Genomic DNA, 25,998 nt, shown 5'->3' with positions numbered 1-25,998 from the left:
CGTTTATAGAATACCAGGGATAGTGATTGAATTGGATGTTTCGCTGATGCCCCCGCCTTGCCTTATCACCGTAATAGAAATATTCACTTTTCGAGGCGTTACAATATTTGTGACAATAAAGCGACGATGAAGGCCATCCAGTGTAACGATTGAATTGGGCAAACCATTGGCCACCAGGCCTGAGATGAAACGTGGATCCAGACCAGCATAATAAATGAAGGCTTCACTGCGATTCATTGGATTACGTTCGGCCTGAACTAAATTAAGATGGGTTACGATGCTAAAATTATTAGATGAAATATTAAAAAAACTGCCAGTAGACGCTTTAACCATAATACGAGCGGTCGTGGTGGCCAAACTGGGGATTGCCACATTGGCTATGCCGATATTGAGCACTCTTTGTGCTAAAAGATAGGGATAGGTTGCACCCCCATCAATAGAGAGAAATATATCCACAAACTGAGCATTCACTGGCGGCAAGTTGGTATTAGCGACACTCCACATGACCGGCTCAATCGTATCTCCCAGGAAGCTTATACCGGGGTTTGTTGGATGAGTTACGACAAAGGGACCTGCAGCTGCCGTGGTGGTCAGGTTAACATCAGTAAAGGCATTGCATGAGCCAAAGGGATTATTTGCCCGGGCAGTGACTCTGAATTTCAAAATCCTTGATACCGAAGGAATAACTTCCCAGGTGAAAGGCCCATTATTCGCTAAAGACACCAGATTAGGGAAAAATCGAGTGGGCGAGATTGAGGGATCGATACTTCTGAAATTGGGACCACCGGTTGCCGTACTCACCGGAGGCTGAACCGAGACTTCATTATTCATTTGCTCCCAGGTATAAGTTAACCAATTACCCGTTGGATTAATGGCCGTAGCAGTTAAACTAAAGGGCGTATTGGCTGGAATGACGTGGTTCCCATTGGTATTGGTTATGAGCGGTGCAGGAAAAATTGGGGTTTTAACAGCGCAGGTATGCGTAGGTTGCGACACGAACTGACCGATTTCCTGTAAGCTGATGCCATTAAAATAAGCGCTTGAATTCGCCTGCACATTGGGCGCGCAAATCCCTGCATACCCCATAATGGTGCTGCCGCTTCCCGGTTCGACTGCTGTCGGAATATTGCGTTCGCAACTATTATTCTGCACATGATTAGCGCCAAACTGATGGCCTATTTCATGAGCTACATAATCCACATCGAAAGGATCGCCTATAGGATTTTCCTGCCCGGTTGCACCCTGTGCCTTTTCAGCCGGATCACAGACACTGCCAAGGCTTGCTAATCCGCTGCCTGAGGCATCGACCACATGCCCAATATCATAATTGGCTGATCCAATCACTGCATCCAAATTAGTCTGATTTTCTTCAATCAAGGCTGAAGGATTGCCGTTGGTATAGGGCTGATTATCAGGATCCGTATAAATAATGGCCGAATTGTTTGCGACCAGTTGTAGTGTGATAGCAGCGTCACGTTCATAAATCCCGTTTACACGATTCACCGTTGTGACTTCACCCGCCAGTGCCTGAGCGACTGTGCCCCCATAAAACGCAGTGTATTGCGCTGTTGCAGCCATCGCCAAACGGTATTTTCTTAATTCACAAGTAGAAAAATTGGCAAAAGACTTAGTCATTTGCAGTGGTTTACCCTGTCCTGACACACCGCATTTAGTCCGCTTGCTGGTCTTAAAATCCCTCTTATAGTAGACCATATAATATTGCGTATTATCTTTTTCCAAAGGATCAATAAAAATAGGGTCTTTGCCGGGAATCATGATCATGGCATGAAAGCCATTAGGTGTGATATCCAGTTTAACCAGTTCACCTGAATCATCCGTACTATAAGCATCATAGGTTTTAATTTCTGGAAATTTTGCAGCCAGATCAGCTGCCATAGTCGAATTTTCTACCAGCTTATACTGCTGATTTTTGCCGTTGGGATGCGGAAGTTCGATGACAAGCGCTTTACTATTCGATAAATTATCGCGATGCGGAGCAAGTGCCAATTCGGAGTAAAGCGATTGTATATCAATTTTAACCAAACGATAGTGACTGGCCTGAATAGCCGGGTTCGCAGCAGGCGCTAAAGAAGAATTAACATCTTCTCCGATACGAATCGTCGATTGTGCAAATAGAAGCGCAGAAAATAATACCAGAAAAGCAGTAATTAATGTCCGTCTCATTGCTCTTACATCCTGTAAAGATTATTTCGAGCGAGAGACTATACCAAGCTACTCATTGATTCTCAAATAAATTTACCCTCAATGATAGCTTATAAGTTGTCTTTGCGAACAAAGTGAAGCAATCCAGATCGAAGCTTGAACAACGTCAGGAGATAGATTGCTTCGCGAACGCTCGCAAAGACAGCAGTAGATATAGATAAATCCGATAGTTTCTCATAGGATTCTTGCAGGCATAAATCGATTGCAACATTATATAAACAAGCACCCCTTTCTCAAACAGCTCATTGGGTTTTTCGCTCATATGAGTTTGAATGTCGGGCGAAAACGCCCGACCTACGCTTAAGATTTGTATCAATTATTTCATTCAAAGTTTGGAGCCCAGCTGCTTCCTCATCAGAGTCGGTGTCAGGGGCAAAATCAAAGCAAAGAAAATCCTCTTTAATAAGTGATCTCAATATTTCAAACCTTGAAATTATTGGCTGGTGGTTTGTCGCCGCCTGTGAAAAATAGAATATAAGCCAGGCAAAACCAGCAAGGTTAGAAATGTTGATGAGATAATGCCGCCGATAACCACTGTCGCTAATGGTCTTTGAACTTCAGAACCCGTTCCTGTCGCTAAAGCCATTGGCACAAAACCCAGGGATGCGACCAGAGCGGTCATCAAAACGGGGCGGAGCCGAGCCAGAGATCCTTGCAGAATAGCTTCTTTTAAACTGAGGTGTTGTTGCTCGCGCAGTTTATTGATAAACGTAATCATTACCAAACCATTGAGCACCGCAACCCCTGATAGAGCGATAAATCCAACACCGGCTGAAATGGATAAGGGAATATTGCGCAGCCACAGGGCGAACACACCGCCGGTTAAGGCAAGAGGAATTCCGGTAAATACCAGTAAGGCATCGCTTATTCGGCCAAAACTCATAAAGAGCAACAGAAAAATACCAAGCAAAGTGATTGGGACAACCAGTTCAAGCCGTCTTGAGGCGGATTGCAACTGTTCAAACTGACCTCCCCAGCTAATCCAGTACCCGCTGGGTATTTTAACGTCTTTATCAATGCGCAGCCTTGCTTCATTAACAAAGGAACTCAGATCGCGATTTCTGACATTGGCAGTCACCACAACACGGCGCTTGCCGCTCTCGCGGCTAATCTGATTGGGTCCTTCACTGCGTTTCATGGAGGCCACTTCACTTAAAGGAATGAAATGCCGCTCATTGTCTTTTGCAAGCGGTAAGGGAATAAATATTTGCCGAAGAACCTCGGGATCTGAACGCAAAGCCTCAGGCAGACGAACAACAATATCAAAGCGTTTATCGCCATCAAAAAACTCACCGCCTTTTTTCCCGCCAGTCGCAATGACAATGGCATCTTGTACGCTGCCAATCTGCAATCCGTAACGAGCAAGCGCATCGCGATTAATTTCTACGGTTAACAGCGGTAACCCGCTCACTTGCTCTACCTTGACATCTGCGGCACCGGGTACTTTCTTGAGTTCAGCACTGATCTGCTCGCCAATTTTCAGCAAGGTCGGCATATCGTCGCCGAACACTTTCACCGCGACATCACTACGAACCCCAGAGATCAATTCATTGAAACGCATTTGTATGGGCTGCGTAAATTCGTAGTTATTGCCGGGAATTTTCTTCAAAGCGCTTTCCATTTCCCCCACCAGAATCTGCTTGGGCTTCTTAGGATCAGGCCATTCCTTGCGTGGTTTTAACATAATGAAGGTATCAGCAACACTGGGCGGCATGGGATCAGTCGCTACTTCGGCAGTACCCAGCTTGGAAAATACTCTTTTGACTTCAGGAAACTGTTTAATTCGTTTTTCAACCAAATCCTGCATGGCAATAGCCTGGGTTAAACTGGTTCCAGGAATTCGCATGGCATGCATGGCGATATCTCCTTCATCAAGGCTCGGAATAAACTCTCCCCCTAAATGACAGGCAATGATAATACTGATCAGTACCAGAATGGCCGCAGCGCCTATGACTAGTTTTCGCGCTTCAAAACAATAGCCAAGCGCTTTGGCATATGCACCCGTAAGATGCCGGACCAGCCAGTTTTCTTTTTCCTGAATGCGCCCGCGAAGAAATATGGCTACAGCGGCTGGAACAAAGGTTAGGGCAAACAGCATGGAGGCCATCAGCGCAATAATGACCGTTTCTGCCATCGGCAAAAACATTTTTCCTTCCACGCCGGTCAACGTTAGAATAGGCAAATAGACAATGGTGATGATGAATACGCCAAAAATACTGGGCCTGATGACTTCAGTCGTAGCGGTGGAAATGACCTTAAGCCGCTCTTCGAGAGTAAGAATGCGGTTGAGCGCATGCTGTTCTTCACCCAGATGCTTCATGCAGTTTTCAACAATGATGACTGCGCCATCCACAATCAGTCCAAAATCCAAAGCCCCAAGACTCATTAAGTTGGCGCTGATCTGGTTGCTGACCATTCCGGTGATGGTCAATAACATTGACAAGGGGATAACCATCGCGGTAATAAGCGCTGCTCGAATATTACCTAAAAATACAAACAGAATAACGCAAACCAGCAACGCCCCTTCCAGAAGATTTTTCCTGACGGTATCAATGGTGGCATTGACCAGCAGGGTACGATTGTAGACTGTAACTGCTTCCACCCCTTCTGGCAGCGATTTGTTAATTTCAGCCATTTTCGCGGCAACCCGCTCGGAAACACTGCGGCTGTTTTCACCCATCAGCATAAAAACAGTTCCCAAGACCACTTCCTTGCTGTTTTCAGTCGCAGCGCCGGTGCGTAACTCCTTCCCTAAAGCGACTTCGGCCACATCACGAATACGTACAGGCGTGCCCTCAAAACTGGCAATGACAATATTTTCAATATCGGCAAGGCTTTGCACCTGACCCGGTACGCGAATTAAATTCTGTTCACCATTGGTTTCAATATAGCCTGCACCGACATTGGCATTGTTGCGTTGCAGAGCCTCCACCACATCGCTTAAACTCAGACGATAACGAACCAGCTTCATTGGATCGGGAGTGATATGAAACTGCTTTTCATAGCCCCCGACAGTATTGACTTCGGCAACGCCTTCGACATTACGCAGCTGCGGCTTGATGATCCAGTCCTGAATCGTACGAAGTGCGGTGGGACTATAAAGCTGGCTTTGAGGCGTATTGGGTTTATTTGTTACCGTATACATGAAAATCTCGCCAAGGCCGGTGGAAATCGGACCCAACGTGGTTTCTGCTTCGGGCGGTATTTTATCTTTAACTTCCCGCAGCCGCTCATTAATCAGTTGGCGCGCGAAATAAATATTGGTTCCCTCTTTAAACACTACGGTAACCTGAGATAAGCCATAGCGGGATAAAGAACGGGTATAATCGAGATTAGGCAAACCGCTCATTGCCAACTCAACCGGAAACGTGATGCGCTGCTCAACTTCGTAGGGAGAATATCCCGATGCCTGGGTATTAATCTGAACCTGAACATTGGTAATGTCAGGTACTGCATCAATAGTGAGGCGCTGAAAATTGTAAACCCCGAGAACCACAATGGTTAAGGTAAATAACAATACAAACCAACGGTGTTTCAGAGAACCCTGTATAATTCTTTCAAGCATCCCTGTCCTTTATTCAAAATGCCTAATGGTCATGGCTGGCCCCTTCCTTGCCAATTTCCGCTTTCAGAAAGTAGCTGTTCTGACTCACGTAATGCTGACCCGCATCAAGGCCTGAAAGCACTTCAGCCCATTGATCATCCTGTTCTCCCAGCGTAATCGGGGTGGCTTCAAAATAATTTCCCTGTTGCACAAATACCACATCCTGGCCGTTCATCTGCTGAATAGCAGAAAGCGCCACCGCCACAGGCACTTTTTTTTCTTTAATAATAATTGCACCATTAACATACATTCCGGGTAACCAGGAGCGATTTTCATTTGGCAGTATGGCACGGGCAAGTGTGGTCTGGCTGTCCTCAATCCCCAGAGGTGAAATATAAGTCAGGGTGGTGACAGCACTGCTATTACCGTCATCACCGCTAACAATGACCTGCATCCCAGGCTTCACCAGCGGAGCATCCTTTCGATACAAGGTAAAATCAGCCCAGACATTGGCAAGATTGGCAATCTCATAGATAGGCTTGGTATCCTGCGCCAGTTCACCATTAGTCGCATACTTTTGCACTACGGTTCCGGCAATAGGCGCCTTGATGGTGTACTCCTGCAAGCTTTCATTGCTCTCAATGACGGCCAATGTATCGTCTTTCTTTACCTCTTGACCCAGATTCTTGGTCATTGACTTAATAATTCCGGAATACCGCGCATAAATAGGCGCGAGCGTATCCCGATTTGGAACTATTTTCCCATACACTTTTAAACGTGTTTTTATCGTTTGTTCCTGGGCTATAGAAAGCTTAATCTCGGCAGCTTTAAGCAGTTCGGGCATAATTTTTACACGCCCTTCATAGGTCGAGTAATGCCAGCTGAATTGTTTATCCTTCCATTGCAGCCGAACTGCGACATCAAAGGAATGAGGCTCTGAAATGATTTCCTGGCTTTGTAAAAAATTGTCGACGGGTAGAAAACGGATTAATTCTTTCTTGCCGTCAAAACGGGTTAATTGAACACTAAGGGCCGCTTGCTTTGGCGAAACTATCTTGCCATTTTCATAAAAATAGGCTCGGAAATGAGGGGGCATCGCTCTTTCAAAAATTAAAAGCTCTACTGCAATGGCTCCCTGCTTCAGCAAATGTCCACCCTGCGGCCCTTTTTGGGGGGTATTTGCAAACAGCAATGAATTGAATGCAAAAAAAATAACCAGCAGGCTGATTTTCATTAATCTCATTGGCTTTCCTTAACCGGATTTAATCCCAACAGTCCAGTAAGTTGAATTAAGGCTTTGTGATATTCAGCATGGGCCTGCTGATAATGGCGCTCTTCATCATACAGACTATTGAGTGCAATGGATAATTCCGTATAGGAATAACGCCCCATCTGATAACCTTCCTGAGCCAGTTTGATCGATTTTCGCGCCAGAGGCAATAAGGAGCGGGTGACGACATCAGCCTCATATTGATTTTGCTCGGCCAGCAGAAAAGCGTTATAAACGTCTTGATGAAGATCCAGGTCCGTTGCCTTATACTGGTGAGTCGCCTGTGTGTATTGCGCTTCCGCTGCGACAATTTTTCCCTGATTACGATTATAAACAGGCGCTTCAGCAAAAACAGACATTACCGCCGCATTGCTGCCGTCATCAGAAAAATGACGTCCTCCTAACTGAACATTCAAATCAGGCCATACCGATTTTTTAGTCGCGGTAATCCCGGCGCGTTTTGCCTGTAACTGCAACCTCACCTGGATCATTTGCGGACTCTGAGGAATCTTTTTCTTTAAATCGGACCAATTCAGGGTAATCCCGGGCAAGCCTTTATCCACCAAAGTCTGCTCCACTCTTAACGGCTCACCCAGTAAACGCGCCAGTTTGGCCCGCTGTATTAAAGTATCCCTCCCGGCTTTTTTTTCCTGGATAATCGTTTCTCCCAAGCGAATCTGCGCTAAACGCAGATCAAGCTCCGCACCCGCCCCTGCTTTTACCCGCCGTTCAATAGAATCGACAATATTCTGGTTCAAACGAATCAGTTTTTTGGTTACCTGATGCCATTGATTGGCATAGAGCGCATCCACATAGGCCACACCGACAGCGGCATAGAGTACAGTCTGCTGAACTTTAATCTGCGCCAGTGAAGCCAGATAATCCGCATAACTTGCCTGCTTGAGATAGCTCAGTCTGCCGCCCAAAGGAATAGGCTGGGTGATAGAAGCAGTGGTTTCCGCAGCTTCGTAACTGGTGTAGCTGCCAGAACCGCCAAAATTTTCTGCAGTCAGGGTTAATTGTGGATTCGGATACAAACCGCTTTGAATAAAATAGCCTCGCAGGGCATGTGCTTTATCAATTTCGATCTGTAACTCTGGATTATTGCGACAGGCAATCGCCAAAGCCTGCTTGAAAGTAAGGGTTGATGCAGCCAGTGTCTGGTTGAACAGAACCACTATTGAAAGGCCTAGCCAAAAAAGAAAACGCATCACTTCCCTTATTCATTCGCGATTGATACCTATCCTTGTAATTTATCGCAATTCAGAGGCGAATATCAAACCCGGCCGTCTGTTATCTGTTTATCTCAGGAAGGTATGGATACCGCGAACAAGTCGCGGTACGTAGGGGTTGTGAGAGAGCCTATCAGCGGTATCCAGCTCAAAACCTGCTGACGAAGCTCTAATTCATAAAATCAACCGGCTGTGGGAAGCTGATGAAATTTTTTGTCAATTGCTTTTCCTTTTGCTGATTTGGATTGGCATTCTGACACCAGTCATTCGATTTAGGATGTTTATGTCCCTTGCTATCGGTCACCAGACAGGATTGTTTATTTACAATGTCTGATTTATTGCTTGGGCATTGAGAAGGATCCATGTCATCAGTGCAAGGCGCGAATTTGGTGTTGACTACGAAGGTGTAGACATTATCTTTCAAATCCGTAAAACGAACCTTGATTGGATAATCAGCCACTGTTCCGACTCTGAATCCGGCTATCTGGCTGTTATCAGGCATAGTGACATCCTGCTTGTCTTTTTTACAGTCCAAATCATCAGGGTCCTGATTCAGCACGCAAACCCCGTATTTTTTAATTAGGGGCGTGTTGATCTGATCCAGCATCGATTGCGGCACACCGATGGCGACAGAAAAACCATCGCGATAATTAAATTGCTGCTGATTTTCCAAACCATGACTTCCTCCGACCGCAAAGATTAAGCCATCCCCCAGCTCACTCATAAAGCCCACTGCGTCATCCACTGAAAAACCATAGGCATCCATCGACAGATAACTGTCATCATGAATCAGTTTGACATAGGGATTGAACATAAAGGCGGCTGTGGTTGTCGGTTTTTGATAGTTATATTGTAAATCATGAATGTACATGGATTGTATTTTTGCATGATCCCATCCCGGAATTTTGGTATCCGACAAAGGATTCGCAGCGGCACCGCAGCCTTCATTGAAAGGCACCCAACCATAAATATGTTTGATCGCTTCCCAGTAATTAAACTGAACAGGATCTGACTTGGGCGTTAATGTGCATTTTCCAGCGGAATACATCTGCAGATACTGGGCATGGTTTTGTTTGAAAAACTTCTGTACCGTTTCCAGATCTTTTTTCAAATCCTCAGGGCAGCTTACTGTTTCGGTGACATATTTACTGACATCTTCATCCCAGCCTACACAAGAGCCCCATAAATTCTGCATGTTCTGCACTGATTCACCAAAATGCAGTGACCTTTTTTCCTCATCAGTGCATCCCCCCTGAATACATTTCATGACCGTTAGCACGGGAGGAAACCCCTCCTGAGGTTTAACCGGCACATTATCATCAGGCGGTAACGTTCCTGAACGCTGGGCAAAAATATTGTATCCTCCAGGTAATTTCAATTCACTTAAGTTATAGACCGGCCAGCCTTTGCCAATCGCGCTTTGCAAAAAAGCCTGCAGATGATCGCGAAAGGTTTCGATAGACTGTACAGAACCGCTGTAACCAATGTAAGGATTGTTTTTAGGCCCAATCGCAATCGGCATATACACATGATCGACATAGGAAATGTTATAGCCTACATTTTCGGGCTTTAGTAAGCGAAGCGTCTGTTTGGGAGGTACGATGGAATCTCCAAAGGTATATTCTGATAACTGCGCATAGACATCTTCCGGGAACTGCACGTTACTGGAGTAAAGATATAAATTGCATTGCACATTCTTCCCCTCACAGGTTACTTCAGAGGGAACCGTCATCGCGCTGTCCTTCTCCTCGTGTAAGCGATCATTCCTGTCCGCCAAAACCACGCGCCCGCCATTCCACCAGGTAATATAACTTCCTTTGGATTCGCTGTATAAGGGAAGAGTAATCGTCACTGAGGAGTCGGGAGGTATTCCACTGTTTTCATTAACATACAATTTATAAACATAATTGGTGGGATAAGGAGAGCTGCTGCGAAAACAACCTTGAATCCATTCGTTCACTGCATTCTTGCTGGTTGCCAGTACAGGATAGATAATTTTATCGGTATTATTATATATGGTAATTGTCTTTGGTTTCACAATCAGCGGTTTGCCATCATAATCCTTGCATTCAATATTTCCATTTTCAGCCAGTGCTACACCGCTTCCAAATAACAGAGCAGCACCACTTGAAGCAAAAAGCAACTTTTTTAACATGATCGGATCCTTCTGCAATCTTTGTATAAATTTAGCACATAAAAAAGCATTAAAACCATTTTGCATAACAAAGCGCAGGCTGTGAGGTATTCAATCACCTCCATAGAGCAGTGTATTTATCACATCCAATACAGGCTATACACAGAGTTATCCACAGATTTTGTGAATAAATTAATGACGCTTGGACAAATGTAAATAGACAACAAGCCTTATCTATCAAGGTGTAGATGGTGTTTTAATGGAAAAAAAAAGAATTGGCGATCAATAGCAGGATAAAGTTATCCACAAATTAAAACTGCAGATAATTTTTTAGCGGACGAGCATTCTAACCAATTTTTTTATGAAGAAACAGTCTTGACATCGATAATTTTTTTTATTTACCGATTAAGTGGAGGGCCTGTTGTTGGGCCAAGGCCCATAGCCGTCAGGCTACGAATATCAGATCCCCTCTCCACCTCGCGCAGCGTGGGGGAGAGGGTTAGGGTGAGGGGGCTATAAATAAGGTCGCGTAGCGATTCATTACTCATTTTTCTGTAGCTATGGTTTATTGTCACAACAAAATGGAATCACTAACGTGATAAATTTTTTAACCCCCTCTCCCTACCCTCTCTCCCACGCTATGCGCGGTGGAGAGGGGATAACATTAATCCTTAGCCTGACGGCTATGGGCCAAGGCCCAACCTACCATACCCAGACACTAGTGTGTGGTCGTAGAGCAGCAGCATTGGTGAAAATTTAACCGTTAGAGTCTATGAATTAAAAGCAGATTATGGAATAATTATTGCCCAAACTCAATAATTTTTGTCTATGGATATGAAAATAAAAGCAATTCCTTTATTAATGTTTCTCTTTCTTCCTTTCGCTTCATTTGGCAGCTCAACCTGTCCTTTGCCAAGTGGTATCAACGTGAACACCAGCAAGCGGGTTTTAAATATTTGTGAACATGGCAGCGTTGTCAAAACCTTTAAAGTCGCGCTTGGTTTCAAAGGTGTGGGAAAAAAACGCGCCGGGGATAACAAAACGCCGGTGGGCTTATATGGCTTGGCTTATCCAAGAAAGTCCAATAAATACGACGTATTTATCCCTATCCTTTATCCTACTTCAAAGCAGCGGGCTGCCGGCTACTCAGGCCGGGATGTGGGGATTCATGGACCTGCTCAATCAGCCAGTGCCCTGGGCTGGTTTGGTAATTTACCTTTCTCAACGCGTGGATGCATTGCGGTTGGCAAAAATAACTACATCGAATATGTAGCGAAGTGGGTTAAAGCCAATCCTGGCGCAAAGGTATTGATTGTTTAGTAGAAGTCTGCCCGCTTGTATAAGGCGGGCAATATGCTTAGAATTGATCCTTTTCGGTACTGCCATCCAACGCAGTGGTAGACGTCTGATTTTGCATAATGGTATTTTGTACCGCATCAAAATAACCGGTTCCGACAAAAGACTGATGTTTCGTTGCTCTAAACCCATGTTCTTCCTGAGCTATTTCTCGCTGCTGCATTTGAGAATAGGCATACATACCCTCTTTAGCATAGGCCCTGGCAATTTCAAACATGCCCAGATTCAGACTATGCCAGCCGGCAAGGGTAATAAACTGATATTTGTAACCCATTTCAAAGAGCTGCTCACGGAACGTGCGTAAATCATGTTCACTTAAATTCGCTTTCCAGTTAAATGAGGGCGAGCAATTGTAGCAGAGTAACTTGCCAGGATATTTTTCATGAATTGCCTGTGCAAACTCTCTGGCCTCGGCAATATTGGGTTTGGAGGTTTCACACCAGACTACATCCGCATAGGGTGCATAAGTCAACCCTCGGCTGATGGCTTGTTCAATACCGCTTTTAACGTAATAAAATCCCTCACTGGAACGCTTGCCCGTCAAAAACACCATGTCGCGTTCATCATGATCACTGGTTAATAAGGAAGCCGCGTCGGCATCAGTCCGCGCAATAATAAGAGTGGGCACGCCTTTGACATCCGTAGCAAGTCTTGCGGCGATTAATTTATTAACCGCTTCGCTGCTGGGAATCAGCACCTTGCCGCCCATGTGGCCGCATTTTTTAGCCGAAGAGAGTTGATCCTCAAAATGAACCGCAGAGGCCCCTGCTCTGATCATATGCTTCATCAGTTCAAACGCATTCAGATTGCCGCCAAAGCCAGCCTCGGCATCGGCAATAATAGGGGCATACCAGTCGATGGAATGATCATCATTCAAACAATGAATTTCGTCGGTACGTTTCAGTGCATTATTAATGGTCTCAACCAGACGGGGTACAGAATCCACAGGGTACAAGCTTTGATCAGGGTACATTCTGCCTGAGCTGTTGTTATCCCCGGCTACCTGCCAGCCTGAACAGTAGATGACCTGGAGCCCCGCCTGCACGGCCTGTACCGCCTGATTACCCGTAAGACAGCCCAAACCAGTCACTGGTTTATTGCTGTTCAATAAAGCCCATAATTTATTCGCCCCATGTCTGGCAAGAGTATATTCAATTTGAAGCGATGGTCTTAGTTGAACGACATCTTTGGCGCTATAGGGACGTTTAATTCCTTTCCACCGAGAATTATTTTTCCAATCAGTTTCGAGTTCGATAATTTGATCATGCTTATTCATAAGTGGATTCCTTCTGTGCGGTCAAGATTTTATAGGCTGGCAGGGTTAGAAACTCGTCAAAATGAGGCTTGCACACCATTTCCGTAAACAATTTTGTCGCTGTCTCCAATGCATGTCTGGGCAAACCGGTTTGTTGCAAGCTGATAAATTCTTCATCAACCATGTTTAAAAACAAGTCTTTTGTAAAAACAATATTATTATTAATCAAGGCGTTAAACTTCAGCCATTGCCATAACTGCGCACGGCAAATCTCCGCTGTCGCCGCATCTTCCATTAAATTATTAATTGGCACGCAGCCATTACCAGTCAACCAGGCGGTGATATACTGGATCCCCACACTGATGTTATTTCTTATACCTTTTTCAGTAATATTGCCTTTGGGAATAGTAACCAGATCCTCTTGCCTTATGTCTGCTTTTTTTTGTGCAGTGGCAATCTGATTGGGCGTTTTCATATGTGCATTGAATGCTTCCAAAGCAATCGGGATTAAACCGGGATGCGCAACCCAGGTACCATCATGCCCGGCCAGCACTTCACGCTGTTTGTCCGCCAGCACTTTTTTCATCGCCTCTTCATTGGCCTTTTCATCATTGCGGATAGGAATTTGTGCAGCCATTCCACCCATTGCATGCACTCCGCGTTTATGACAGGTGGCAATCAGCAAATCCACATAGGATTTGAGGAAATGCTGGGTCATGGTGACTTCCTGTCGATCAGGCAATACAAAATCAGGACGATTTCTGAATTTCTTGATAAAACTGAAAATATAATCCCAGCGTCCACAGTTTAAACCCGCTGAATGGTCCTTAAGCTCATAAATGATTTCATCCATCTCAAAAGCCGCACTGATGGTTTCAATTAATACCGTAGCGCGGATGCTGCCTTGCGGAATACCGATATAATTCTGTGCAAAAACAAATACTTGATTCCACAACCTGGCCTCAAGATGAGACTCCATTTTGGGCAAATAGAAATAGGGGCCGCTTCCTTTAGAAAGCAGTGTTTTGGCATTATGATAGAAAAACAGGCCAAAATCGAATAAGGAGGCAGAAATCGGTTGATTGTTCACCAGAACATGGGCTTCATCCAAATGCCATCCGCGGGGTCTGACCATGAGGGTCGCGGTTTTATCCTTAAGCCGATACTGTTTACCCGAAACTGCATCGCTATAGTCAATTGTTCCATTGACCGCATCGATTAAATTCAATTGCCCCTGAATGCAATTCTCCCAGGTGGGTGAATTCGAATCTTCAAAATCAGCCATAAAGACATTCGCGCCACTATTGAGTGCGTTAATGATCATTTTGCGATCGACAGGTCCCGTGATCTCCACACGCCTGTCCAGTAAATCATCAGGGATGTGAGCAGCAGTCCATGTACCTTCTCGTATTGATTTGGTTTCATCCAGAAAATTGGGAAGTACCCCTTGATCATAAGCGGCCTGCTTTTTATGCCGTATTTCCAATAAATTTTTTCTTTGCTGGCCAAATTCCGTTTCTAAAAGAAAAAGGAATTTTTTTACATCATTGTTTAAAAGCCTTTCATATTCTTGAGCATAGTCAGGAATTATTTTTATAGTTGTTATTTCCATGCTAGGTATGCCTTAAAAAATAAAGTGTGTAAAACATATAAATTCCACAGCGTTTTTATAAAAAGCTAGTTTATGAGACATATAAAATCAAGCCTGTCATCAAATATTCCCTGCGCATTGGGCTATATTTAATAGTGGTGCTCTTTAAACAATCACAGGCAGCTGATTTTGTTAGGGACCAGTTCCCTCTAAAGTAAATTTCCTTCATTATTTTGAAACATATTCCATAAGTTCATCTTGAAACAGATATTTTGTACTAAGATTTGACAATATGCGTTTCATAGAATAAGGGCGTCATGATGATTAACTTCGGAGCGGGTCCTGCCAAACTTCCACAGCCGGTCCTTCAGCAGATTCAAAATAATTTTTTTAATTGGCAAAACACAGGCGTATCCATTCTTGAATTGGGGCATCGTACGGTAGAATTTGCAGCCTTAGGCGAGAGGCTGGAAGCCCTGGTACGACGATTATTAAGGGTTCCTGCAGAGTATTCTATCCTGTTTTTACCAGGCGGGGCTCAAATTCAGTTTGCCATCGCCGCCATGAATTTGATCGGTTCCGCAAAAACGCTGAATTACGTCGAAACAGGCCACTGGTCGGCCACTGCAATTAAAGAAGCGAGAAAATATGCCGAGGTGAATATCGTTGCCTCCAGCAGAGAACAGCAGTTCTGTACCATTCCTGCACGAGAAACATGGGAGATTAATCCAGAAGGGGCTTATTTACATTTTACAGATAATGAAACCATCGGCGGTCTGGAGTTCGATCAAATTCCAGTTGTGGATGACATGCCTTTAGTCAGCGACATGAGTTCCAATCTCTTTTCCCGACCGCTGAATTTTACAGGGATGGGCGTGATTTATGCCTGTGCACAGAAAAATCTGGGTATCGCCGGGATGAGTGTGGTGATAGTCCGCAAGGATTTGCTGGATCGTGCCCATCCTGCCACTCCGGACGTTTTCAATTATGCCGTGCAGCAAAAAAATAATTCAATGCTTTGCACCCCCACCACTTTTGCCTGGTATGTCGCCGTTCTTGTACTTGAATGGCTGGAAAATGAAGGCGGCGTTGAGGAAATAGGGAAACGGAACGATGAGAAGGCCAGATTATTATACGACTACCTGGATAGCAGCAGGTTTTATGTGAATTTTATTGATCCACGCTATCGCTCCCGTATGAATGTTCCTTTTATTTTAAAAAACGCCGAGCTGGAAAAAACCTTTTTCAAATTAGCAGAAGAACAGGGCTTGCTCTATCTTCAAGGGCATCGGAGTGTGGGAGGCGCACGGGCAAGTCTTTATAACGCGATGACTTTAGAAGAAGTCAAAACGCTTATTCAGTTTTTAAAACAATTTGCAAAAGATCATGCTTAAGCGAGGACGATTATCCATGCATCCAATCGAGCCTATACAAAAAATTTTTTTTGACTGTGACGGCACATTGGCACTAATTGAGGGCATTAATGTTATCGCTGAACTCAATGGCGTGGGAAAAAAGGTTGGGGATATTACCCTGAAATGTATGTCCGAAACCGGAATGCTGCCTGAGGCTTACCGACAACGTTTGCATCTGGTTAAACCCACCGCAGCACAAATATGCAATCTGGGCTCTCTTTATATAGAGCATGTGACGCCCGGAGCCAGAGAAGTCATCGAATGCCTGAATTTTTTAAACAAAGAGGTTTATATCATTTCCGCAGGCATTAAAGCTGCCATCCAGCCCTTTGCTCAGTATCTGGGAATTCCAACCGCCAATGTTTTAGCGGTTGACGTATTCTTTGATGAAAATGAACAGTATAAGTGCTTTGATGAAGATTCTTACATGGTATATCCCGACGGCAAAAGCCGCCAGATTAATGCCGTTAATCGTTTACGACCAGGAACCAGTGCGCTCATTGGTGACGGGGTGAGCGATCTGGAAGCAAAACGGGTGGTTAATCGCTTTATCGGCTATGGCGGATTCAGTATTAAAGAACGAGTCAGACAGGATGCTGATTTTTTTGTCGCCTCTCCCAATTTAATGCCGCTGCTGTTTCTCTGTTTAACTGAGCAGGAGTATCAGCAAATTAAGAATTTTAATGAAAACTATTACCAGGAAAGCCTCTGCCAGCAAGCGCTAGGAGAGATTTCGATTAAGGAGTTCTGATATGTATAGCATTCAAATTATCGATAACATCTCTTCAAAGGGGCTGGAATTGTTTAACAAGGAACGCTACGAACTGGGAAAGGATTTTAACAATCCGGATGCGATGCTGGTGCGTTCCAGTAAATTGCATGATTATCAATTTTCCGAGCAGTTAAAGGCGGTCGGACGGGCTGGAATAGGCACTGATAACATTCCTGTAGACAAGCTGACCAAACTTGGGATCCCGGTATTTTTCGCTCCAGGCGCCAATTCAAACGCGGTCAAGGAATTGGTACTCGCCGCCCTCTTAATCAGCTATCGAAATCTCGAGCAAAGCCACTCCTTTTTAAGCAGCCTGGCGAATGACCGGCAAAGCGATATGCATCAGGAAATTGAATCGCGCAAAAAGCAGTTTGTCGGTCGGGAAATCTACGGAAAAGCGCTGGGCGTAGTAGGCTTAGGCAATATTGGGGTTAAAGTCGCTAATGCAGCCCTTGCTTTAGGGATGAAAGTCATCGCCTACGATCCCTTTATTACCGTGAATAATGCACTTGCTTTAATGCCCGGAGTGGGTATCGTCAGAAGTTTGCCCGAATTGCTAGGTGCTGCGGATATCGTGACCTTGCATGTGCCATTAATGAGTAATACAACCTATCTAATCAATGAAAGCAATATTCATCTTTTTAAAAAGAGCGCCATGCTAATGAATTTTTCCCGGGAAAAAGTGGTTTGTGAACAAGCGATTCTTAAGCAATTGAATGATGATTTATTAATGAGTTATGTCACTGACTTTCCCACCGTAGAACTGGCAAATCATCCCCGAGTGCTTTGCTTTCCCCATCTGGGAGCAAGTACCGTAGAAGCGGAGGAAAACTCCGCCAGCATGGTGGTTCAAAGCGTGACACATTATCTTGAGCAGGGCATTATTGAAAATGCCGTCAATTTTCCTCCAACTGTCATGCCTTCACTGGGACAAACCGGGATACAACGCATCTTAATCATCAATCGAAATATTAAGGGGATTATTGCCGAAGTCACCAATGTACTGTCAACCGACGGCTATAACATTGAACAGATGGTTAATACGTCAATGGGAGAGATAGCGGTCAATCTTATCGATGTATCCTGTCAGAATTGCGAAGACCGCCCTCTCCACACTAAAATTCAGGCGATTGAGGATGTGATAAAAGTCCGAATCATATGACGGTTATTTGTCGCAGCCTATTAACACCCCTTAACACCCCGAGATTCCCAAACTGTCGTCTTTGCGAACGAAGTGAAGCAATCCAGATCAAACCTTGAGCAGGATTATGATCTGGATTGCTTCGCTAACGCTCGCAAAGACAGCCTTTTGTATACCTATTTCCATTCACGCAACGGCCTTCCCGCTCAGGCTGGAATCTATCTCCAGCATGCCACCGTGCTAAATCATGGATAGGTTTCAGCCTGACTGTGTCTTCATACAATAAATCCAAACGACAAACAGATTAATTATTGTACACCGTGCCCAAATAGTGGTATTATAGCAGCAGTTCATTTATCAGTGAGACGTTATGAAAGCTGAATTACTTCAATTAGTCAAAAAATACGATTTTGTTCACTTTGATTCAATGGGAAAACTTTCAATTATCGTTCCAGTAACGGGATCGGCTCAGATTTCAGAAAACTTCACCGGTGAAAATGACAATCCGGTTGCGCTTCACCTGTTTGGAGATAATACCTGCCAATCCGATATAGAACGCAAAACCTTTTTTCATGGTCCGATCGATGCAGAAAAAGGTACTCGCATTGGGGAGCTTTCGTTTGAAGAGCAATGTAAAAAACTGATTGATGAATTACAGCCACTCAAAGAAAGGCTTAGGCAAGAAGGGAAAAGAAATGAGCTTGCCTATCTTGATCTTATTGAAGCCAGCCTGAAAGAAGCAAAAGAAAAAGCCCTGACATTCAGTGGAGCTAATCCTGGCTTCGAAAACATGGAAAGAGACCTGCTGCTTGGACAAACACATTTTGTATCCAAGGGCGAATTTGTTGTTAAGCAAAACCCTGACAGTGCCAGGTATTTTGACCTGCCTAATATCATGGCCCTGATTAATCCCACTGCCAACAGCCTGGAAAAGATTTTAACTTCCAATGTCATTTCTGAGCGCCTCGCTAATATTTCCCTCGTCAAGGGCGACCCTGTGAAAACGGTGGTTTCCCAGGCTGTTCGCCTTTATACCGCTCCCCATAATCCCCCGGAAATTACCCATAACCTCTCAGAAATTTCAAGCAGCACCCAGGCGTTCCTCCAGGGCGTCTACTCACTAATCCTTGAAAAAAATACCGGGATAGTACCAGAGGAAATTGACTTTGCTGTCTTGACGGAAAATTTTAACATTGGATACCCACAAGAGGATTATCCCGCTGACGAATGGGATCTCGAGAATGTCGACTTGACAACTTATGCTCTATTAAAAGATTTTATTAAAATAGCTGAGCAGCCGGTTACTAATTTTTTAAATCTTTTTCAGCGTTGTTTTGAACAATATAGCAAGGAGCACCCTGGGTACGAAACCAGTAAATCAAGAACCTCCACTTATCAATTATTCATTTTGCAAACGTTTCTCTATTTGTGTACCGTTCAATTGCATTTACAGGATAAAGAACAGGCTAAACAATTTCTTACTTTAATACGCACTCAAGAGAATCTGAGCGCATTGGTTGAAGCCTTATGTGAAGGTAAAACGTCGGCTGAAATTCCTGAGCTCCCTCTCTCAGCAAGCCAATGGGACTCAATCATTGATGCAACCCATAAGATTGCGCTCTATCACATTCACTCCGACCATTATGACGAATTGCGCACCGCCTGCATGCCGCAACAACCGGAAAACTCGCATTATTTTGTCATGGGGGGCCGCCTTTGCTGGAGTACAAGTTCCATTACTGAAGCAGGTAATATCAATACCCCGCAGGCACAGAAAAAAGCTTCAGAAGAGCATTTTGAGATTTTTTATAATAATCTCGAAACACTTCGTCAACAAGAAGCGATCCTGTCTTTAATCGAGGATCTTTTAAAAATATCTGGTGCTGAGGAAGCTTTAATATTTGAGTACCTTGACCAGAACTGGATGGATTTGACTCCCGATCAACGCTCAGGCTTGTTTCCAAAGATGGTTGAAAAGGGCTTCCTGCAATGTGCCCAGTATATCATTATAAATACCCCTTTAAATCTGGCGCACTTTAAGCTTGCACTGAATCAAAGACCTCGCCCTATAGAAGTAATTAATCAATTTCTAAATATTAATGATCCCTATATGGACCTGATAATCATCCGGCAACTTCAAAGAGCGCTAGATGCTAAAGACACTGAGCTTTTAGACTTGCTTATACAAAAACTGAATAAGCCCGAGTTAATTAATCTTTTACATGGCAATCTTTTGCTCAAATCTATTCAAATAGGACATTTAGGCCTTGTCGACTTTATTGTGTCCCATCGACCTGATTTGATTGAATTTCGTGGCGTAAATGCTTACCCATCCCTTACCTTCGCTTGTATTTACGGCAAAACAGAGATTGTAAACTATTTAATGGACGCAGGAGCCGATATTCATGCGAAAACAAGTTTACCCACAACCCACCCATCTTATGTTGCATTGAATGGAAGAAGCGCCAGACAATGGACAGAAGCGAAACTGAACGAATTGCATCAATCAGGAACAGACATACTGGCATTATTCGATAATTATTACTCACGCATGGAAGAGAATTTCAGAAGCAATCCGTCTTATAAAGACCGATTCACTATAGAGCATATCAAGCGTGCTGTTGAAGGCAGGGATTTGCGATTAATTAATCTTATTCGGGATAACCACCCAGACTTAAATGCCAGCCTGGATGAAACGATTATCACCAGCATTAATGAGCTTAGCGAGGAATTGGAAAGAGAGCGTCAGGAGCAATTGGAGCGCGAACGCCAGGCGGCAGAACTTGAACGCCTGCGTCTGGAGCAAGAGGAACGTGAGCGTCAGGAACGACTTGCTCGTGAACGTCTGATACAGCTGGCACAAGAGCGCCAGCAACAGCTCGAAGAGGAGCGCCAGCTACAGCAACAGCATCCCATCGAACAACGAGTTCTCAATGCGAGAGCGCAGCGTGCAGAAGAAAGACGACAAGCTGAGCTGCGGGAACAGCAGGAGCGAGAAGCAAGAATACGAGAGGAACAGGAGAGAGCACGAGAGGAACAGGCGAGAATACGGGAAGAGGAGAGACGAAAAGCGTTAGAAAGACAGCAACAGCAAATGGGATTGCGAAGACAAATATTAGTGCACATGGCTACCTTTGATAGAGCGTTAAAAGACTTTACCTCAGAAATTAGAAAAAATATGGAGAGAACATCGAAAGATATTGATTATAGCCGCTGCACCATGAAGCTAGTGCGCGAGCTGAGAGATGCGAAAGATGAGTTTCTTAATCCTCAAAATGAGATCAATATCACTTCTTTTGAACAGTTTAAATTGAAATGTAATAAAGCGATTAAAGACTCAAAACCGCTGTTAGCCGAGCATCGAGGCTGGCATAACCATTCTCTTTTCTGGCGTCGGATTGCAGGTGTTTTTGCAACCCTATTATTCGGAATTCCGGCATTGATCGTGAAAGCAAAGTCAGAAAACGGCTATTACGGTACTTTCTTCGCCCATAAAGAAGATATTAAAACCAACTCCTTAAAAATGCTGGAAAAATTGAAGGATCAATTACCGATGGATGAGTTAAAACAACCGATACCAAAAATAAGATATTAATGCCAGCTCGATTAAAAATGCTGGAAAAATTAAAGGATAAATTACCTATGGATGGGTTAAAACAACCAATACCCACGTAGGCTTAATATTCAAAATTTAGCTGCGGTTTACCCTGTAAGGCTTTAAAATAAATTTGCTTTTAAATACAATGAGCTTCTTAGCTTAATCCCAATTGACCAGCCGCCTCACAGGAGTGATTAAACAATATGCTGTGCATCAGAAAGAATTTGTTTAACACTTCTATGTCGTTATTGCTTCTGCTCATACCGTTAATAATGTCAGGCTGCGTCAACTATTCAGGAATTCATAACAAGCAGATACTGGCCACCCCTGCCGCATTTCAAACAAAAAAATCACTGCCTGAAAAAAATGGCCCATGGCCTGACTTATGTTGGGCCAGGCAGTTTGGCGACCCACAGCTGCTGTCATTAATTGATGAAGCCTTGAGAGACAATCCTCAGATTCAGGCGGCGGGAGCTCGGCTGGATAAGGCACGTGCTTTAGTTTCAGGCCAGAACTCAAGCCTGTTACCCCATGTGGACTTTCTTGGAGTTCCCGCCCTTGAACGCTTCAGCGCCAACAGCTATTTTCCTCCACCGTTTGGCGGCAGATGGTTTAGTCAGGGGCAAGTGCAATTCAACTTCTCCTATGATTTGGATTTCTGGGGCAAAAATCTTTCACTGCTCTCGCAAGCCTTGTCTCAGGAAAAAGCCAGCGAAGCCGCCCTGCAAGCCTCCCGCCTGATGATCGCCACGTCGGTGGCAACCACTTATAATGAGCTCGCTTACGAATTTGCATTGAGGGATGTGCTGCTCCGTACCGTGCAGCAACGAAAATCCTTAACGGCAGTCACCCGCAGGCGAGTTGATAATGGCCTGGATACCGATACCCAGCTCTTTCAGGCGCAAACCCAGGAAGCAACAGCCAGAACGCTGCTGGTGAATGTTGAAGGCCAGTTACTGATTACACAGCAGCAATTGGGCATTCTGCTGGGAGCAGGCCCGGATCGCGGTTTAAGCATTACCCGTCCTCAATTAAAAGCCACAATTGCCCCGAAGCTTCCCAACAATTTACCGCTGGGATTGCTTGGCAGAAGGCCAGATATTGTAGCAGCACGCTGGCAGGCAGAGGCCGCCTTATACGGGGTAAAGCATGTCAAGGCCAAATTTTATCCGGATGTGAATTTGCTTGCCAATTATGGCTATCTGTCCTTGGGATTGGACAAGTTATTCAGTAACGCCAGTAAAGCGGTTCTGGTGCAAGCGGCAATCAGCCTGCCCGTTTTTGATGCAGGTGCTTTACGCGCTGAGCTGCGCGAACAATACGCCAGTCTCGATGAATCCATTGCTAATTACAACGATACTTTAAATCAGGCATTTGGCGATGTCGCCAAACAATTGGCTTCCATAAACTATATTGACAGACAACTCCACGAACAACAGCTTGCATTAATTTCGGCAGAAAAAGCCTATACTCTTTCCCGTAAACAGTATAGCGTAGGGCTAACCTCGCAACTGGTTGTCTTAGATACGGAAACCCGTTATTTGCAGGAACAACAGCAGCGATTGCAATTGGCTCGTACGCGCCGCGATTTGCAAATTGCCCTGATCAAAGCCCTTGGGGGAGGATTCAATGAATGTTATTTAAGCACTCCAAGAACCACTGCTACCCCTCATTGTCATTTAAATAAGGTGTTACATGGATAAGAACGACAATCCGTTATCTGATATTGATCCAGTGCCTCCTGCAAAAGCCAGGCAGAGACGCTTGCTCATTGGGCTGACAGGCCTGTTTGTCCTGCTTGGAATTGTCTACCTGATTTATTGGTGGGTCGATTTACGCTTTTTTGTTTACACCGATAATGCCTATGTCAGTGGTAACATCATTCCCGTCACTTCACAGATCGCGGGTAACGTCATGGACGTGAATGTGGATAACACTGAGCTTGTGAAAGTCAATCAGCCCATCATTGTACTTGACCCCACCGATACCTGGCTTGCCTTACAGGCAGCCAAAGCCAATCTGGCCCTGACTCTCCGCCAGACACAACAGATTTATATTAGCGACAATGGCCTGCAGGCGATCGTTAAATCCCGGCAATCCGATTTGCAGAAAGCAGAAAAGGATTTGAAGCGGCGCGAAGCAGTGATATCGCTTGGCGGCGTTTCAAAAGAAGATTTAAACCATGCACGTGAAGATTATATTGCCGCCCAGGCCGCGTTAACAACAGCCCAGGCAAATTGGGAAGCTAACCGAAGCCTCACTGTAAATACCACAGTAATAAAACATCCCCAGGTTCTGCAGGCGATAGCCACACTAAGAAAAGCCTATCTTGACTACCTGCGAACCAGTATTCGCGCTTCTGCAAGCGGTATTATTTCAAAACGCTCGGTACAGGTTGGAGAGCGTATTTCCCCAGGGCAGGTGCTCATGGCAATTGTACCTCTTGAGGATATCTGGGTTGATGCCAATTTTAAGGAAAAACAACTTCGTGATGTGCGCATTGGACAACCGGCGACGGTGACAGCAGATATTTACGGCTCCTCTGTCGTGTATCATGGACGCGTGGTCGGATTTTCACCAGGAACCGGAAGCGCCTTTGCTCTTTTGCCTGCACAAAATGCCACGGGAAACTGGATTAAAGTGGTTCAGCGCTTGCCAGTGCGCATAGTTCTAAACCCGGATGAAGTCAGAACTCATCCCTTAATGATTGGCTTGTCAATGGAGGTGACCATCGATACTCATAAGCAAAAAGACAAACCAATGGAAGTCTATAAAGCCAGTTATAGAACCCCAATCTTCGATAATATGGAAAAACGGGCTGAACGATTAATCAGGCGTATTATTCAGGACAATATCGTTAAACCAAACCAAACCGAGCCTGTTAATCACTTAAGTCAATCCAATGAATAATCCATCAGGAATGAAGTGTCTGTCAGGCGGTCGGCTGGTTTTAGCAACCATTGCCGTGGCTTTGGCTACTTTTATGATTGTTCTTGACTCCTCGATTGCCAATGTGGCCATTCCAACCATAGCGGGTGACCTCGGCGTTTCTGTGGATGAAGGCACCTGGGTCATCACCCTGTTTGCGGCCGCCAATGCGATTTCCATCCCGCTCACCGGTTGGTTAACCCAGCGCTTTGGTCAGATTCGCCTGTTCGTGGTTGCCATTTTGCTATTCGTATTCGCCTCCTTTTTATGCGGATTTGCTGAAACCCTGCCTATGCTGTTAGCAGCCCGCGTACTGCAAGGACTGGTAGCGGGGCCGCTCATTCCTTTGTCACAGGCTATTTTGCTCAGCTCCTATCCCAAAGAAAAAAGCTCATTTGCCTTAGCCCTTTGGGGCATGACCGCGACTGTTGGCCCTATTGCCGGCCCCAGTTTAGGCGGCTGGATTACAGACAGTTACAGCTGGTCATGGATTTTTAATATTAACGTTCCGATTGGCCTGTTTGCCGCAGGCGTTACCTGGATCATTTACCGCAAGCGTGAAACGCCGACCACAAAGAGTCCTATTGACAAAATAGGGCTGATTTTATTAATTATATGGGTAGGAGCCTTGCAAATCATGCTGGACAAAGGGAAAGATCTCGATTGGTTTAACTCGCCTGTTATCTTAAGTCTGGGGTTAATCTCTTTCATTTCATTCTGTTATTTTCTGGTCTGGGAACTAACTATTCCCAATCCGGTGATTGATTTACGTTTATTCACGCTGCGAAATTTTAGCAATGGCACTATCGCCATCAGTGTCGCTTACGGGGTGTTCTTTGGCAACCTGGTTTTACTGCCGCAGTGGATGCAGCAAGATCTGGGCTATCCTTCATTGAATTCGGGTCTGGTAATGGCTCCGCTGGGTGTATTCGCAGTGATTTTAGCCCCCCTGATAGGCAAGTTTCTACCTAAAATCGATCCGCGCAGGGTAGTAACCCTGTCCTTTATTCTGTTTAGCTTCGTTTTTTTTCTGCGTTCTTTCTATACCACGGATGTGGATACCTGGGCATTGGTCATCCCTACCCTGCTGCAAGGAATTCCAATGGCGATGTTTTTTATTCCATTGACAGTCATTATTCTTTCCGGATTGCCGCAGGAACGAATTCCGGCAGCGGCTGGAGTATCCAACTTTGTGCGGATTTTTTTCGGCGCAATCGGGACATCCATCGCAACCACAGTTTGGAACAACCGTTCCATCCTGCACCATTCACAGCTCAACGAGCATGCCACGGCCTATACTCCCAACTTCATTGAATTTTTATCTCAGGTGAAAACCATTTTGCCTATTGATGAAGAACAACGCTATGCCCTTTTTAATCGAATCCTTTCCACGCAGGCCGATATGCTAGGTCTGAATGATGTGTTCTGGATTTCCTCCATCATTTTCCTGTGCTTGATTCCATTAGTCTGGTTAACCAGGCCGGTTAGCGGCGCTGCTTCGGCTTCAGCAGCGGCGGGTGCGCATTAGCAGTTGGGAGT

16 protein-coding genes are annotated in these 25,998 nt (G+C 44.8%); 9 read left to right on the top strand and 7 right to left on the bottom strand.

Annotated elements, in window-relative coordinates:
• Window positions 1-3: 3 nt before the first annotated feature.
• The 5 genes from DYH61_RS03555 to DYH61_RS03535 form a co-directional block, all read right to left on the bottom strand.
• On the bottom strand, window positions 4-2,184 hold the full coding sequence (locus DYH61_RS03555) for a reprolysin-like metallopeptidase (protein ID WP_058508563.1): 2,181 nt from the start codon (window positions 2,182-2,184) through the stop codon (window positions 4-6).
• Window positions 2,185-2,656: 472 nt separating this feature from the next.
• Window positions 2,657-5,788 (bottom strand): CusA/CzcA family heavy metal efflux RND transporter, encoded by a 3,132-nt coding sequence (locus DYH61_RS03550; RefSeq protein WP_058508562.1) that lies wholly within the window; start codon window positions 5,786-5,788, stop codon window positions 2,657-2,659.
• A 22-nt stretch (window positions 5,789-5,810) separates the two neighbouring features.
• Window positions 5,811-7,001 (bottom strand): efflux RND transporter periplasmic adaptor subunit, encoded by a 1,191-nt coding sequence (locus DYH61_RS03545; protein ID WP_234999841.1) that lies wholly within the window; start codon window positions 6,999-7,001, stop codon window positions 5,811-5,813.
• A 5-nt stretch (window positions 7,002-7,006) separates the two neighbouring features.
• Window positions 7,007-8,248, bottom strand: a complete 1,242-nt coding sequence (locus DYH61_RS03540; protein WP_058508560.1) for a TolC family protein — start codon at window positions 8,246-8,248, stop codon at window positions 7,007-7,009.
• A 190-nt stretch (window positions 8,249-8,438) separates the two neighbouring features.
• Window positions 8,439-10,424 carry a hypothetical protein gene (locus DYH61_RS03535; protein ID WP_058508606.1) on the bottom strand — a complete coding sequence of 662 codons (1,986 nt, stop codon included), beginning with the start codon at window positions 10,422-10,424 and terminating at the stop codon, window positions 8,439-8,441.
• Between the two features lie 813 nt (window positions 10,425-11,237).
• Between DYH61_RS03535 and DYH61_RS03530 the strand changes: the two genes are divergently transcribed.
• Window positions 11,238-11,723, top strand: coding sequence for a L,D-transpeptidase family protein (locus DYH61_RS03530; RefSeq protein ID WP_058508605.1), 486 nt, complete (start codon window positions 11,238-11,240; stop codon window positions 11,721-11,723).
• A 37-nt stretch (window positions 11,724-11,760) separates the two neighbouring features.
• Here DYH61_RS03530 and aceA read toward each other — a convergent pair whose 3' ends face one another.
• Window positions 11,761-13,035 carry an isocitrate lyase gene (aceA, locus tag DYH61_RS03525; protein WP_058508559.1) on the bottom strand — a complete coding sequence of 425 codons (1,275 nt, stop codon included), beginning with the start codon at window positions 13,033-13,035 and terminating at the stop codon, window positions 11,761-11,763.
• Entirely contained in the window at window positions 13,028-14,626 is a 1,599-nt protein-coding gene (aceB, locus tag DYH61_RS03520) for a malate synthase A (protein ID WP_083499277.1), read from the bottom strand. Before aceB ends, aceA begins: the two co-directional genes overlap by 8 nt.
• 296 nt (window positions 14,627-14,922) lie before the next feature.
• Here aceB and serC point away from each other — a divergent pair, with 296 nt between their 5' ends.
• The 8 genes from serC to DYH61_RS03485 all read left to right on the top strand — a co-directional run bounded on the left by serC (window position 14,923) and on the right by DYH61_RS03485 (window position 25,987).
• Window positions 14,923-15,999: a 3-phosphoserine/phosphohydroxythreonine transaminase gene (gene serC / locus DYH61_RS03515; protein WP_058508558.1), complete on the top strand. Its 1,077-nt coding sequence runs from the start codon at window positions 14,923-14,925 to the stop codon at window positions 15,997-15,999.
• Window positions 15,992-16,771 carry an HAD-IB family phosphatase gene (locus DYH61_RS03510; RefSeq protein WP_058508557.1) on the top strand — a complete coding sequence of 260 codons (780 nt, stop codon included), beginning with the start codon at window positions 15,992-15,994 and terminating at the stop codon, window positions 16,769-16,771. Before serC ends, DYH61_RS03510 begins: the two co-directional genes overlap by 8 nt.
• 1 nt (window position 16,772) lies before the next feature.
• Entirely contained in the window at window positions 16,773-17,954 is a 1,182-nt protein-coding gene (locus tag DYH61_RS03505) for a 3-phosphoglycerate dehydrogenase family protein (protein ID WP_058508556.1), read from the top strand.
• Window positions 17,955-18,026: 72 nt separating this feature from the next.
• Window positions 18,027-18,188 carry a hypothetical protein gene (locus DYH61_RS15605; protein ID WP_172463584.1) on the top strand — a complete coding sequence of 54 codons (162 nt, stop codon included), beginning with the start codon at window positions 18,027-18,029 and terminating at the stop codon, window positions 18,186-18,188.
• A gap of 115 nt (window positions 18,189-18,303) precedes the next feature.
• Complete coding sequence (gene ankF, locus DYH61_RS03500) at window positions 18,304-21,528, top strand: Dot/Icm T4SS effector AnkF/LegA14/Ceg31 (RefSeq protein WP_058508555.1); 3,225 nt, start codon at window positions 18,304-18,306, stop codon at window positions 21,526-21,528.
• A 275-nt stretch (window positions 21,529-21,803) separates the two neighbouring features.
• Entirely contained in the window at window positions 21,804-23,234 is a 1,431-nt protein-coding gene (locus DYH61_RS03495) for an efflux transporter outer membrane subunit (protein WP_160037282.1), read from the top strand.
• The gene (locus tag DYH61_RS03490; RefSeq protein WP_083499276.1) at window positions 23,227-24,441 is read left to right on the top strand and encodes an HlyD/EmrA/EmrK family protein; all 1,215 of its coding nucleotides are present in this window, start codon (window positions 23,227-23,229) and stop codon (window positions 24,439-24,441) included. The genes DYH61_RS03495 and DYH61_RS03490 overlap by 8 nt, the downstream gene beginning before the upstream one ends.
• Window positions 24,434-25,987 carry a DHA2 family efflux MFS transporter permease subunit gene (locus DYH61_RS03485; RefSeq protein WP_058508553.1) on the top strand — a complete coding sequence of 518 codons (1,554 nt, stop codon included), beginning with the start codon at window positions 24,434-24,436 and terminating at the stop codon, window positions 25,985-25,987. The genes DYH61_RS03490 and DYH61_RS03485 overlap by 8 nt, the downstream gene beginning before the upstream one ends.
• Window positions 25,988-25,998 lie beyond the last annotated feature (11 nt).

Origin of the sequence: Legionella quinlivanii (assembly GCF_900461555.1) — a bacterium.
GTDB classification, from domain to species: Bacteria; Pseudomonadota; Gammaproteobacteria; order Legionellales; family Legionellaceae; genus Legionella_C; species Legionella_C quinlivanii.
Note: the sequence above shows the minus strand (reverse complement) of the source record. Positions and strands in the feature narration are given on the sequence as shown.